The 14,229-nt window shown below is 43.3% G+C and carries 12 protein-coding genes; 5 read left to right on the forward strand and 7 right to left on the reverse strand.

The genetic code is table 11. The annotated features are described in order from the left end of the window. Positions 1 to 74 precede the first annotated feature (74 nt). The 3 genes from OCV24_RS10830 to syd all read right to left on the reverse strand — a co-directional run bounded on the left by OCV24_RS10830 (position 75) and on the right by syd (position 3,010). Positions 75 to 1,280 (reverse strand): carbohydrate porin, encoded by a 1,206-nt coding sequence (locus OCV24_RS10830; protein ID WP_017056274.1) that lies wholly within the window; start codon positions 1,278 to 1,280, stop codon positions 75 to 77. Positions 1,281 to 1,683: 403 nt separating this feature from the next. After that, positions 1,684 to 2,460, reverse strand: a complete 777-nt coding sequence (locus OCV24_RS10835; RefSeq protein WP_017056273.1) for a Zn-ribbon-containing protein — start codon at positions 2,458 to 2,460, stop codon at positions 1,684 to 1,686. Between the two features lie 4 nt (positions 2,461 to 2,464). Further along, on the reverse strand, positions 2,465 to 3,010 hold the full coding sequence (syd, locus tag OCV24_RS10840; RefSeq protein ID WP_017056272.1) for a SecY-interacting protein: 546 nt from the start codon (positions 3,008 to 3,010) through the stop codon (positions 2,465 to 2,467). Positions 3,011 to 3,141: 131 nt separating this feature from the next. On the opposite strand from syd, the gene queF reads away from it, so the two are divergent. From queF to xni, 5 genes are all read left to right on the forward strand, one after another. After that, a complete protein-coding gene (gene queF, locus OCV24_RS10845; protein WP_017056271.1) occupies positions 3,142 to 3,987 on the forward strand; it encodes an NADPH-dependent 7-cyano-7-deazaguanine reductase QueF in 846 nt (281 codons plus the stop codon). A gap of 58 nt (positions 3,988 to 4,045) precedes the next feature. Then, positions 4,046 to 6,304 carry a tetratricopeptide repeat protein gene (locus OCV24_RS10850; RefSeq protein ID WP_017056270.1) on the forward strand — a complete coding sequence of 753 codons (2,259 nt, stop codon included), beginning with the start codon at positions 4,046 to 4,048 and terminating at the stop codon, positions 6,302 to 6,304. A 117-nt stretch (positions 6,305 to 6,421) separates the two neighbouring features. Further along, positions 6,422 to 7,987, forward strand: a complete 1,566-nt coding sequence (locus OCV24_RS10855; RefSeq protein WP_017056269.1) for a GGDEF domain-containing protein — start codon at positions 6,422 to 6,424, stop codon at positions 7,985 to 7,987. A gap of 288 nt (positions 7,988 to 8,275) precedes the next feature. Next, positions 8,276 to 9,643: a nucleotide 5'-monophosphate nucleosidase PpnN gene (gene ppnN / locus OCV24_RS10860; RefSeq protein ID WP_046223690.1), complete on the forward strand. Its 1,368-nt coding sequence runs from the start codon at positions 8,276 to 8,278 to the stop codon at positions 9,641 to 9,643. Positions 9,644 to 9,760: 117 nt separating this feature from the next. Then, positions 9,761 to 10,534: a flap endonuclease Xni gene (gene xni / locus OCV24_RS10865; protein ID WP_136978700.1), complete on the forward strand. Its 774-nt coding sequence runs from the start codon at positions 9,761 to 9,763 to the stop codon at positions 10,532 to 10,534. An 80-nt stretch (positions 10,535 to 10,614) separates the two neighbouring features. Here xni and rlmM read toward each other — a convergent pair whose 3' ends face one another. Genes rlmM through OCV24_RS10885 form a run of 4 tightly spaced genes read right to left on the reverse strand, consistent with a single transcriptional unit; the run spans position 10,615 to position 13,615 of the window. Next, positions 10,615 to 11,706: a 23S rRNA (cytidine(2498)-2'-O)-methyltransferase RlmM gene (gene rlmM, locus OCV24_RS10870; protein ID WP_017056266.1), complete on the reverse strand. Its 1,092-nt coding sequence runs from the start codon at positions 11,704 to 11,706 to the stop codon at positions 10,615 to 10,617. Next, complete coding sequence (locus OCV24_RS10875; protein ID WP_136978702.1) at positions 11,703 to 12,101, reverse strand: DUF423 domain-containing protein; 399 nt, start codon at positions 12,099 to 12,101, stop codon at positions 11,703 to 11,705. The genes rlmM and OCV24_RS10875 overlap by 4 nt, the downstream gene beginning before the upstream one ends. Next, positions 12,091 to 12,714 carry an alpha/beta fold hydrolase gene (locus tag OCV24_RS10880; protein WP_046223685.1) on the reverse strand — a complete coding sequence of 208 codons (624 nt, stop codon included), beginning with the start codon at positions 12,712 to 12,714 and terminating at the stop codon, positions 12,091 to 12,093. The genes OCV24_RS10875 and OCV24_RS10880 overlap by 11 nt, the downstream gene beginning before the upstream one ends. Continuing rightward, positions 12,707 to 13,615, reverse strand: a complete 909-nt coding sequence (locus OCV24_RS10885) for a transcriptional regulator GcvA (protein ID WP_017056263.1) — start codon at positions 13,613 to 13,615, stop codon at positions 12,707 to 12,709. The genes OCV24_RS10880 and OCV24_RS10885 overlap by 8 nt, the downstream gene beginning before the upstream one ends. Between the last annotated feature and the right edge of the window lie 614 nt (positions 13,616 to 14,229).

A 14,229-nucleotide genomic window follows, 5' to 3' on the forward strand; every position in this document is an offset into this window, starting at 1 on the left:
TATAACAAAGACCCAAAAGGGCTGACTTAGCGTCAGCCCTTTTTATTAATGACAACTCACGAGAAAGACTCGGCTTACCACCAAGCTTCCACTTGCATACCGACACTCATTTCACTGTTTTTACCTTCACCGAAAGCATTGTCATTTTCAGCATCATTTAGGTAAGTCGCAAAGATACGGAATTCAGGACGCGACCAGAAACCCACTTGCGGTACCCAAGCCTGAGCCACTGTAAACTTGCCACCCGCGCCATCTTGGTTATCAATCGTTTCAACAAAACCGCCAATTTCAAGAATGGTACGCATACGCTTGTCCCACTTATAAAGCGGACGGATTACTGCACTGAACGACTCATCATCACTGTTATTTGCACCAACGCCCGTTGACGCCGCATAACGAACCGTGTGCCCAAACTCGATGTTCTCACCGATAGCAAGCACACCCCAGTTAATCAATCGGAAGCCATCAGCATCGTTGTTGTTTGCATCACGAACGATACCCTTACCTGTACCAAAGGTTGTCATCTGTTCGGCATAACCAGAGTTAGCAACTTGAAGAATGGTTTTGTTGAAGCCACCATTAAGGTTTTGATTTAGGCTGGCTGTCAGCATCACGCTATCATCCGCGTCCACCGTTTGACCCTGCTTTTCATTGGCGAAGTTCATATCAATACCGACCTCAAGATCCGCATTGTTCCACAATGGAATACCCGCATAGCGTATATCAGCAATCATAGCTGTAGTCTCTTTGCCATCAAATACATCGCCTGTCACTGTATCTTGAATCAGAGCCACCGATAATTTACCTGGTCCCATATTGATGTGTTCAACACCCGCACCAATACCGCTTACATCCCAATAATAGTTATCAACGATGTGTACATCATGGCGTTGGTAGTAGCGCTCACCCGCCCAAATACCAATGTCTTTATCTTCAAAAAGCCCTACCGCTTGAACATTCAGTTGAACTACATCCACGCTTTTATCCGCCGCGTTCTCATCTTGGCCTTGCCAGTACGACAACATGGAATCAACTAAAAATGAAACGTCGTCCTCGGCATACACCTCTTTTCTAAAACCAAACTCACCATACAGGTCATTTTCGTTGCCGAGTCGTCCAACTTTACTCACTTCCCATTTACTATTTGAACCACCTTCATTACTCAGGCCAACGCCGCCGCGCATGTAGCCATTAAACTCCAATGGCGTGGTTTCATCAGCGTATAAATTAGGTGTAAGTAAAGCAGTAGAGAGTGCAGCAGCAATAGGTAACAGTTTCATCGTCCATTCCTTTCAGATCTAGAATTACGTTATTTTTATAAATGGGAACATTCCCATGGGATCGATCCCATTTATATTGAGCAGAATATAAATTGAAAGAGAACTGGTTGATTATTGTGATCAGGTTAACTATTGAGGTAACGAAAAGTTGATGAGCGTTGGATTATTCCGGTGAATATTTGAGTGATACAGAGAGAGACATACAGCACGGAATGAGCACATTTAGAGACAAAAATAGGTTCGATAATTATTGGCAAGCTAAATACTGATTAACGACCAATATAGAGAGTTAAAAAGAGCAACAAACGAGAAGCTAACAGGGAGAAAAATTGAGGGGCGATTCAAGGTATCGAAGTATTGACTAACACTTCGATACCTTGAATCGCAAATTAAGCTTTATAGATTACTTAAGATGATCCCAAGAGATGTTTGATACCAGACGGCAATCATCACACTTGAAATAGAAAACATCGTGGATCGGCGCATCTAGCAGCCATTCACCACCACATTGCGGACACTTACGCTCTTTTTCAGCTTTTAAGCTGATGCCACCCACACGGTATAAGTAGTAGTAAGTTGGGATCTTAGTCAGATATTCGATGCGCCCTCTTAAGCCCCAACCACGTTTAAATAATACGCTTTTGGTATCACTGATCTCGGTCAGCGTTGCATGTTCAGCACGGCAACCCCCGCCCATTTGAACTTCATCACAGGCTTGCCATTCTGTCTGCCATTTCAATACCGCTTTATGGTCGCCATTGAATGTAGGTGGATTGCGATACAAAGGGATTGGTAGCAAGCTATCGCCACTACGCAACGGTGAACAGGTATGAACGAACGTCGTGTAAAGCACCTGCCAGCTAGGCGCTTCGTCTTCAGCCACTTCTTCAGAGTTAAGGTCTCGACCAAGCAAGCGCATTTTAGGCGTAAGCAAGCTCGCGTTAGACAAGCGCTCAAAACAGACTTTTACGAAGTCTGAATGGTTACGTGGGTGTAAACTATCTTGTTCTGGGCAGACAACACGAACATAAAATTCGCCATCACCCATCACGATAGGAAACTCACGACCCAACACTTGACCGTTGTAACGAAGTGCATCCATTAAGCCATTAACAGCCTTGTCGACAGCGCTTACCGTTGTGTTATCAAAACACTCAAATTGAAGTTCTAGTACGTACATCTATTTATACCGCTGGTTGTAACTTTGCTAAAAACGCTGCCAATGTCTCGGCTAATACATCACGATTTTTGGTGCCTAAGCGCTCTAGAATCACGTTGCCCGTTAGGTTGCAGATAGAGATAACATCCAGTTCAGCGTCGGTTGCTGCGATGAAAACCGTAGGCTTTAGCTTTAAGCGACGTTGAGTCACTAGGTGACCTAAGATGTTTTCTTGTAGGCATTCGAAGTCTTCATCACTCCAAATCTGTAATAAAGTCAGCTCATTACCGTCAAAGGTCGCATTCATATCCGCACTGTATTGCGAACCGTAGAAAGTTTTGATGTCTTCATGTAACGTCAATTCAATGCCGGTTTCAACGTTGGTGAAATCAGCGAACTGATCACGTGGATAGTGCTTCCACAACACGGCGTCGCCGCTCTTTTCTTCTACACATGGCGATACCACGTCCACCAGTTCCTCATTGCGAGGTAAACTTTGGTGTTGCTGTTGCCACGCGTCAACGTATCGCTGACTAAAAGAAAGTAGTGCGTCTTGAGCACGTTGAGTCATGAAAATCTCCTAAACACAAAATAATAAATAGAATCCGAACCCTTTCCGTTCCGATTAAGCGATGACTTAATGACAGGGTAATGGGGATTCAGTAAAATCGTCCCCATTCTAATCGAATTTGAAACGAAAGTATGAGCAAATATTCTGACGCAAAAGAGCTAACGGGTTTAACCCTAGGTGAAAAAACTGAGTACGCTAACCAATACGATGCAAGTTTATTGCAACCAGTACCTCGCAGCCTAAATCGTGATGATCTTGCGCTAAACGGTGAGTTGCCTTTTGTTGGTCATGATATTTGGACGATGTACGAACTTTCGTGGTTAAACAGCAATGGCCTACCACAAGTGGCCGTAGGTGAAGTTTTCATCCCAGCAACGAGTCCAAATTTAATTGAATCAAAATCTTTCAAGCTGTATCTAAACAGCTATAACCAGACTCAATTCGAAAACTGGAATCAAGTGACAGAGCGTCTAACTCAAGATTTGTCAGCATGTGCAGGCGAGACGGTGACTGTGAATGTAAACTCGGTCACCGACTACACTAACCAGCCTATCGTAACGATGAAAGGTGACTGTATCGACAACCAAGACATCAAGATCACCAGCTATGATTTTGACGCCTCATTGCTTGAAGGCGCTGCTGGCGAACAAGGCGTTGAAGAAACACTGCACAGCCACCTATTGAAGTCGAACTGTTTAATCACCAATCAGCCCGATTGGGGTAGCGTTGAGATCGAGTATTCAGGTAAGCAAATTAATCGTGAAGCACTGCTACGCTATTTAGTTTCTTTCCGTGAGCACAACGAATTCCACGAACAATGTGTTGAGCGTATATTTACTGATATTATGAAACACTGCGAACCCTCGAAGCTAACTGTGTTTGCACGTTACACACGTCGTGGCGGCCTAGATATCAACCCATATCGTTCAACTGAGCAAGATAGACCAAGTCACAATAAACGTATGGCACGCCAATAATCAGGCGTGAACCACCCACACTTACTTGAACCTAACTAATTATTAAAGGGACATTGAAATGCGTTGGTTATACGTTGTTAGTCTATTTATTTTAAGCTTAAGTACATCGGTTAATGCATCGATTTATTCGTCAGCGCTGCTCAATGAAGCCAATAACTTGGTCGAGATCGAGCCAAACCAAGCAAAAAAAATGGCTAACAGCTACCTAACACTGCGTGTCCTTTCAGATCAACGCGAAAAAAGCCCTTCGGCGATTTCTCGTGAAGAAACAGATTCTTCGATTAGAACACCAAATAGCAGTATCGATGCCTATAAGATCTTAGCAAAAGCAGAGTACAACCTTGGTAACAGTCGTACTGCGATTCAGCATATAGACAAGGCGTCTGGGCTCGCAAAAACCTATAAACTTGAGTACCTCAAACTGGATCTTCAAATCTTAAAAGTTAAGTTACTCTGGCTCAGTGATAGAGAATCAGCCAAAGCAAAAGCTGAACTTACTAGCATCGAAGCGAACCTAGAGTCGGAAAATAAAACGTTACTCTTAGCAGAAGGCATCACCTATCGTTTGATCATGTTGAAAGCCGATATCGCCTCGTACGACAACAAAATCGACGAAGCTGAGAAGTTCTACCAAGAAGCAAAAGCCTATCTAGATCAGCGCTATTCTGAAAAGGTTACCATCGACTATCACATCGCAGTCGGAGAGTTTTATCTAACTCACAAGGAATATAACCACGCACTATCAGAATTGCTGTATGGCTACTGGAAATCAATAGAAGGAAACCTAAGCGCACGCTTGGCCAAAGTAAACCGCCTACTTGCGCAACTTTTCTTTGAACGCCAAGTGCTAGACAAGGCATTAGAACACCTTTCTCAAGCCGCTGACTTCTATGACAACTTTGAAAACTCACCGGTGTTGGCACAAGTGCTTAATCAAATGGGAGATGTATACTTCTTGCAAGGTAAATATAACCTGGCTCTCGTGCATTTTTTTAATGTTCTTGATCACGAGAGTACCGAGCGAGATATCTACCAAGTCATTGATATTCGTCTAAGTTTATCGGCAACCTACTTACGTCTTTATAACTACCCTCTTGCAGAGCAGTACCTAACCCGTGCCCTTGAACTGTTAGAATACACCGACATTCCAAACCTGGAAGGTCGCGCTGCCCTACTCTCGGCTGGATTGGCTTACCACCTACAAGAGAGCGAAGATGTGATCAAACATGCAACGCGTGCACTTGAGATCTCGCGCCAAGTAGAGAACATGCACCTGTCACAACGCTCATACTACTTACTCTCTTTAGGTTATGAGCAAGCAGGTCACCCTCAACAAGCCTTAGCAAACCTCAAGCAATATAATAGTCTTGTCTCTTTAGAGCAGCAACAACTCAACCGTGTTGGTGAAGATGCATTCCGCCAACAGAAAGAGTTTGCAGAACAAACCCTTCACTATGCAGGCCAAGAGCAGGAGCTAGATAAATTCAAATTGGAGCATCGTAAGTTCCAGAAAATATCGTTTGCCCTCTTCTTGTTCAGTATTATTCTGTTCTTCTTTGTGCTTCGTAGAGGTTATCTTATCCAAACCTTAGCCAAGGAAGTGGACTCACTTCGTACAGACCTCTTTACGCACTCACGCTCGAAGCTTCCAAATTTAAGAATGCTCAATGCGAAACTGTCTAACGCCTTAGAACAAACCAGTCATACCTTCGAACAGTGGCAACTGGGTGAATTGATTTATGAACCACTGAACGATCGTTTACGCTTCGTGATGATTGATTTACCTTTCCTACGGAACATGTACACACAGAATGGTTATAAAGCAGGCTTAGAACTAGAAAATGCTTTCGGTGAGTTCCTTAAATCGAAGCTTGAAGGTCCGGCTCGCGTCTACCACTTTTCTGATTCAAACCTGCTTTATATTGAACCAAACTCAGACCGTGATTTATCACCAGAAGCAATATTCATCAAGATTCAATCTTGGGTTAATAACTTTGAGCCAGAGCGTAACATCAATCGAATTGTCCGTATGGGCATCGCTGACTACCCGTTCTTACCACGCGCTTATACCGCGATAAATGACCAGGAACTGCTAGATGTACTATTAATGTCGACTAACCTAGCACGTGAAATCAGCTTAAAAGAGCGCAGTAGCCAATGGGTATACCTAAAAGCTATCGATAATGCTCCCGCAGCTAGCCTTGCAACTGGTAACATAAGAGAAGCGTGTAAACATGCGATAAATCAAGGGTTAATTAAAATACAATCGTCGTACCAGAATGAGGACAACATCAAAAAAATGCTAAAAGATGACTGATTTGCGAGCGGTTAATACTGGTAAGTCGTGACCTTATTTTTAGTTTTGTTATTATTGCTGCAATGGAACTTCACTACATGATCATGATCGATCTACGCGGCGCTAATTAATACATCTATGGGCATTCTTGAAAAAGACATTCAGGCGCAACTCCACCAACTGAAGTTTCAGTTAGAGCAAGTTCGTTTGACGCAAAGAGACACCTCGTTCAAGTTTATGAGAGAGCAGAAAGTTCTAAAGCGTATTGTCACATCTTTGAGTAAGGCGTGTGTTGGTAGTAACAGTCATTTAGATGAAAACCTCATTGCTCTTAGAGAAGAGTTAGAAAATCAAAAAGACATTAGCTCAATGATCCCAAAGTTGGCAGTCTTAGAGAGGATGCTTAAGCAGAAAACGTTGGCTATGGATAAACAGAACGGGTATCTAGACGATAGTATTAAGCACAGTGGTGAGACGTTACAACGTATAACTGGACTTCCCGCTCAGCTAAAACGCGACCTACGTAACTTACTGAGTTTCTCTGAATGCAATGGCAGCCAGAAAGTCGATCATGCCATGAAACTCCTCAGCATTTATGAACGTGCCATAAAGATTATGGCAAATAACTCACCGACTCATTTTGCCGAAGCTACACAAACGCCCGAGCAAGAATTACTTTCCGATTTATCGACAGAGTTACAACATCTGATTACTGAACTCGACTTCGAAGGTGAATCAGGCGATCTGCTTACCGATATTCGAGCGAAGTTGCTGCTTGGTGTTTCAGTACAAAACCTACTTGAACTAACACTTCAGATCCTCAAACAGGTTATCGAAGGCACCAACTTAGAACGAAAAAAATCTGAGCAATTTATCGAGCAACTCAACACATCACTCGCTTCCAGTATCAAAACAGCAGACCAAAATGCAGACCAAAGCCAAAGCTACTTTGAACACCGCCAAGGTCTAAATTCTGAGTTAAACCATCTTGTAACTAAGAGCCTGAATTCTGTTGATAAAGCTACGGACATTGATAATTTAAAGCAGTCGATAAACCCTTTGCTTCGTGAAATCGCCTCCCTTTCAGAAAGGCTTAATCACGCAGAGCAGAAAGAACAAGCTCTGATAGAGAGAATGAGTTATGGAAAAACTCAGTTAGACTCTCTCTATGAGGTGACTCAGGATTACCGAAAACGTTTGGAAGATCAGGCTCAGCGAATGCTGCTTGACCCTCTGACTAAAGTCTACAATCGAACGGCCTTTACCGATCGCTTAGAGCTTGAATATCGCCGTTGGATTCGCGCGCAACATGCACTACAAGTGGTACTACTGGACATCGATAACTTCAAAGCCATTAACGATAGTTTTGGCTATACGGCTGGTGACAAAGCACTCAAGGTCATCGCAAGAACCATCACCAAAGAAACGGGGACTACCGATACCGTAGCTCGTTTTTCTGGTGAAGAGTTTATCTTATTGCTACCAGAGCAAACCGATGAATACTGCCATCAATTGATTCAAAATATCCAAACTCAAGTTAGCCGCCTACCATTTAAATTCCGAGACCAGCAGATCACTATTACTTTGTGTGCTGCAAGTACTCAATTTAAAGAGTCAGATACACCAGAAGAAGTATTAGAGAGACTAAATAAAACGTTAAATAAAGCAAAACAACGCGGTACAAACCAACTTGTTCGGTACTAATCCAGCTCCAAATTTAATTTATTTCATTTTTTCAAATACTTATCACATACTAATTTCCTCAATGTTTGCTAAGCTAATGATTACATTCGCTTAACAAACATTCTTGGCAAGCAATGCTGTATATACGCTCTTAAGCAAGTTTATATAATCCATTAAGCAACGCTGTCGTATCCGTTTCGTCTGGTTAACTCTCTCACCTTTAACCAAACACTTTCAACGTTTGCTTCTCACTCTCGAGCTAGAGGGTCACTTCAAAGTCGCCTCAGCTCTTTTCAGCAAGGAGGCATTATGATTACTCATATTAGCCCTACTGGTAGCATGGACTTACTTTCTCAACTTGAAGTTGAGCGCCTTAAGAAAACTGCATCTAGCGATCTGTACCAACTGTATCGTAACTGTACATTAGCCGTACTCAACTCAGGTAGCCACACCGACAACGCCAAGGAGTTGCTCGACAAATATCAATCGTTTGATGTTGAAGTACTGCGTCGAGAGCGTGGCATTAAACTCGAATTGAGCAACCCACCCGAGAATGCCTTCGTCGATGGCGCAATCATCAAGGGTATCCAAGAACACCTGTTTTCAGTGCTGCGTGACATTGTTTACGTCAATATGCATTTGGCCGACAACCAGCGACTCAACCTAACCAATGCCACCCACATCACTAACCTTGTATTTAGTATTTTGAGAAACGCGGGAGCTCTAACTCAAGGCATTGAACCGAACCTCATTGTTTGTTGGGGTGGTCACTCGATTAACGCGACTGAATATCAATACACTCGCGAAGTCGGCAATGAATTAGGTTTACGAGAACTGAACATTTGTACTGGTTGTGGACCGGGCGCTATGGAAGGCCCAATGAAAGGCGCTGCAATTGGCCACGCTAAGCAGCGTTATACTAACCATCGTTATTTAGGGCTTACCGAACCTTCAATCATTGCAGCCGAGCCACCAAATCCCATAGTAAACGAACTGGTGATCATGCCAGACATAGAGAAACGTCTCGAAGCCTTCGTTCGTATGGCACATGGTATCATTATTTTCCCTGGCGGCCCTGGTACTGCCGAAGAGCTGTTGTACATCTTAGGGATCATGATGCACCCAAATAATGCCGATCAACCTATGCCTATTGTTTTGACAGGCTCGAAAGAGAGCGAAGCTTACTTCCGTTCGATTGATAAGTTCATCAGTGAAACCTTAGGGGAAGAAGCACAGAAACACTACGAAATTGTGATTGATGACCCAGCGCGCGCCGCTAAGATCATGAAACAAGCCATGTCGAACGTACGTTCACACCGTAAAGAGACCGGCGATGCATACAGCTACAACTGGTCACTGCATATTGAACCAGAGTTCCAACTGCCATTCGCTCCTACTCATGAATCTATGGCGGCACTCGACCTTCACATGGACCAAAGAAAAGAAAGCCTTGCGGCTAATTTACGTAAAGCGTTCTCAGGAATTGTGGCTGGTAATGTCAAAGCCGAAAGTATTCGAGAGATAGAAAAATACGGTCCATTCCTCATTGATGGCGATAAAGAACTGATGACCAAAATGGATCTGCTGCTGAATGACTTTGTGGAACAACATAGGATGAAATTACCGGGCGACACGGACTACGTTCCTTGTTATAAAATTGCGCCAAATATCCGATAGCAAGCCATTCACCACAGACAAATGAACAAGTCATGACGTTTACGTCGCTAACGTTTCAACTCACGAAGTGATACGGTACTATAAGGGGGCTAGCAACCCCTTATTTATTGGAAACTTATGTCTATCCATCTTGTTATTATCGATGCTTTAAACCTCATCCGACGCGTGCACTCAGTTCAGCCGGACCCAGCCGATATAGCAAGAACCATCACCACAACCACGCAAACTTTAAATCGAATTTTAAATGAGTCGCAGCCAACTCATATCATCGCAGTATTTGATCATCATGAGCAAGATCGAGGCTGGCGTGCTGAAATTCTGCCTACTTACAAGCAAAACCGTAAGCCGATGCCAGAGCCATTAATGAAAGGCCTCGATGCGATCCAGCAAGCATGGTGGGAACTAGGCATTGACTCTCTGCTATCCGATGGAGATGAGGCGGATGATTTGGTGGCAACCCTCGCCAAGAAAGTGGCTGATCATGGAGAAAAGGTCACTATAATCTCTACGGATAAGGGCTATTGCCAACTATTATCACCAACACTACAGATCCGTGATTACTTCCAACACCGCTGGTTGGACAAACCCTTCATTGAAGCTGAATTTGGTGTCAACCCTGAACAACTCGCTGATTATTGGGGATTAGCAGGAGTAAGCTCAAGTCAAGTTCCGGGGATCCCAGGTATTGGGCCAAAAGCAGCCAAAGAGATATTGACCACCTACCCGGATATCGAAACGGCATTCCAATCTGAAGAACTACCAAAGAAATATCGTAAAAAATTCGATGAACATATCGAATCCGCACGTACCTGCAAGTTGGTTTCAGCCTTAAAGACCGATATTAACTTAGGGTTTAACCTGCAAGATATTCGCTACGAAGCAAACGCTTAATTCTCTATGATGCACCGACTCAGAAACTAAAAATGCCCCTTAAAGGAGCATTTTCTTTATCACTGGCACTAACAATAATATTAGTGTGGTGAGATATTTGAAAGTGATTGAATATGCACCGTAATCTCTTCGCGATCATGGTAAAGATGCTTAGCTTGCATCTTGAACTTCACTTTGTTCTCAATAAGGAACACTTTTAGGTTCTCGATATCCTGCAGTACTTCATCGTAACGGCCTTTCATCGGCAGTTTAAGATTGAACAGTGCTTCTTTCGCCCAACCTTTGATGATCCATTCACCCATTAAGTGAGCAACACGAGCTGGCTTCTCAACCATGTCACAAATAATCCACGTTACGTTCTTACGGTCAGGTTCGAACTTAAAACCATCCACCATGTGGTGCTTAACTTGACCCGTTTGCATTAAGCTATCTGCCATCATGCCATTATCAACACAGTGAACGAACATCGAACGCTTAACCAATTGGTAAGTCCAACCACCTGGACACGCACCTAAATCCACACCCCACATCCCCGGAGCTAGACGTTCGTCCCACTCATCACGAGGGATGAATACGTGGAATGCTTCTTCTAGCTTCAATGTAGAACGGCTTGGGGCATCTGATGGGAATTTCAAACGAGGAATGCCCATGAAGAACTGTGAGTTATTGGTTGGGTAAGAGTAACCAACAAAGCAATGGCCTGGAGCGATAAAGCACAAGTGAAGCACTGGCTTCTTAGCGTTATCTTTCGCAGTCATCAAGCCTTTACCACGCATTGCTTGACGCATAGGCACAGTGAACTTACGGCAAAACTTCAAAAGCTCTTTAGCTTCGTTAGTATCTGGTGTTTCGATACGGATATCACCACATCGTGGGAAACCTTCTTGTTCAGAAAGCGCCTCAAGAATTGGAGATATACGATCATTGATTGGCAGGTCTTTAATTTCTACAGCCACTGCCAGCATTTGGCGAGCAAAGATCAGCGTTTGAAAATCGATCTCTTTGATCAGCTTATCAGCTTCACCTGCTTGGTAACATTCAAACAATACAAAACCTGTATTGCTCTTTAAGCGAGGAAAACCAAACACTTCCAGTTGTGTTGCCTTGTCTTGAATTTCGCCAGCACATTCTTTTTCAAAACCAGAGCGACAATAAAGTAGTACGTGTTTCACTGAGTTACCTCTTTTATATTCAAAGCAGCGAAGGAGAAGACTCCCCAACCAATGATAAATAGTAGACCACCAAAAGGAGTTATAGGGCCAAACCATTTTATTCCTGTCAGCGCTAACCCATAAAGGCTGCCACTAAAACAAAGGATGCCGATGATAAAGCAAATTGCCGCAATGAAAAAATATTTTTGTGATTTAGCGCCAAGTTTCACCTGTAGTAACGCACCACAAGCCAATATCGCGAGCGTATGGATAAATTGGTATTGAACACCGGTCTCAAACACACTCAAAAGATACCCAGGCAAGATAGCTTTCAAACCGTGCGCGGCGAAAGCACCAAGCATCACGGCAATCGCCCCCGAAACACCCGCGATAGTGAGTAAATACTTACTTCTCATTGAGCACCTCTTTAATAAATGAAGAGAGCTTCTCAACGGTTAAGGCAATGTTCTGCTGTTCTGTGTAACCAGAGCTTTTACGCGGCTTGAAGCTGTGGTCGCCATCGGGAATAAATTCGACTCGAATTGAATCAGATAGGTTAAAGTCAGCAAATTCTTCACGCTTACCAAAGGTATCGCGCTCACCTTGTAAGATGAAACACGGCTTTGCTAACTCAGCCAAGTGATCGCCCTTATATTTCTCAGGCTTACCCGGCGGATGGAAAGGGAACCCCAAACACGCCATCGCAGCCACTTTATCCAATTCAGACAAATGGCTCGCCATACGCCCTCCCATCGACTTACCACCAATCACAAGCCTATCAGCATCACATTGCTCGATAATCTCTTGGTAGGCTTCAAGCAGCTTAGGGGCTCTGTCAGGTGGACGACGCTTGCCATCTTCAGCACGTTTAATCATGTAAGGGAAATTAAAACGGATAACTCGTATCCCTTTAAAGGCTAACCCTTTTGCCACCGACTGCATGAACTCATGGTCCATACCTGCACCCGCACCATGGGCGAAGATAAAGGTGATAGGGTTATTTTCACCATCAATAATGACGTTATTCATCCAGCAAGTCCTCTTGTTCACTTTGTGCTTTAGCCAGCATCCAGTCGCGAAAGGTGGCGATGCGTCCCATGTCGGCTTGTTTCTCATGGCACACCACATAGAAAGCATTCTTACTAACCAAGACTTCGTCAAATGGCGCGATCAAGCGACCAGCCTCAATTTCAGGTTGTGCTAAAACGTTATTGCCCAGTGCAATCCCTTGGCCATGGGCTGCCGCTTGTAGCACCATGGTTGAGTGACTGAAGATCGGACCGTGATTAACGTTGACACCCTCAATACTATTTTGCTTAGCGAACTGTTTCCAATCCTTTCGAGAGGTATCGTGCAGTAGCGTATGACATGCTAAGTCACTTAGAGACTCTAATGGTTTTGTGCCAAGTAACACCGAAGGAGAACAAAGAGGAATCAGATATTCTTGATAGAGCTTATCGGCTCTTAGCCCAGGCCAATTACCTCGACCATAGTAAATTGCTACATCGACATCATCCGTTAGTGAGCCTTCATCCATATCCACGGCTTTGATTCGTACATCAATATCAGGTTCTTGCTGATTAAAATCGGCAAGCCTTGGCACTAACCACTGAATAGCAAAGCTTGGTGGTAAGCTGATAGTGAGGGCGCCCTTTTCACTTCGCTCAAGCACTTTATCCGTCGCTTCTGCTAATGATGTAAAAATATCTTTGATGTCTAAGAAGTAACTTTGACCTTCTTCAGTCAGCAACAAAGAACGGTTTCTTCGACGAAAAAGCTTCAAAGATAAGAACTCTTCAAGTGCTTTGATCTGGTGACTTACCGCAGCTTGGGTAACAAACAACTCTTCTGCAGCACGCGTAAAACTCAAGTGTCGAGCTGCGGCTTCAAACACTCTTAATGAGTTTAATGGGGGTAATCGACGAGACATAGTTACTCTCTAAATAAGCATTAGTTTTTTTTATCTGAAACATTATAATTTGTCCATTGCCTAGCGGCCAGAGAAATTCTATATTTCATCCCGCAGTAGCTAGCCTGAACGGCTTGATTCTCTCCAGAATCAATTGGTTTAGCTCCTGTGATGTTGTGTTTGCAAACTCGTTCTTTTCGAGTTGGGTAGAGTTCTACCAAATGCTTTGTTGCAGTTCTATACTGAAACGAAGCATGTATTTCCTGTATTTATTTTGACCTGTCTGTCAAATTTGTTTACGCCGCCTTTATGGCGGTGTTTTTTTATGTTTAAAGAAAAATAACAACAAGTTTATCAATAGCTGTGCTAATTAATCTTTATTATTTTTCATCGTTAATCACAGAATCAGACATCCACTCAAATAATCAACTGAACACATACAAATAGAACCATTGAGTTGCATTAAAAAGTAACAGAATAGCTCAAGATGCTCACACTTTTTCAGCCACTCAGAAACCAGCTAAACCCATCACTTCAGAATAAAGCACACCAAACTCACTCCTGTTTCTGATGACTGTAAATCATTCATCATAGAAAACAAAAAAAAGCCGCTTACTTTTCAGTAAGCGGCTTTG

The sequence above is a fragment of the Vibrio kanaloae genome, assembly GCF_024347535.1.
GTDB classification, from domain to species: Bacteria; Pseudomonadota; Gammaproteobacteria; order Enterobacterales; family Vibrionaceae; genus Vibrio; species Vibrio kanaloae.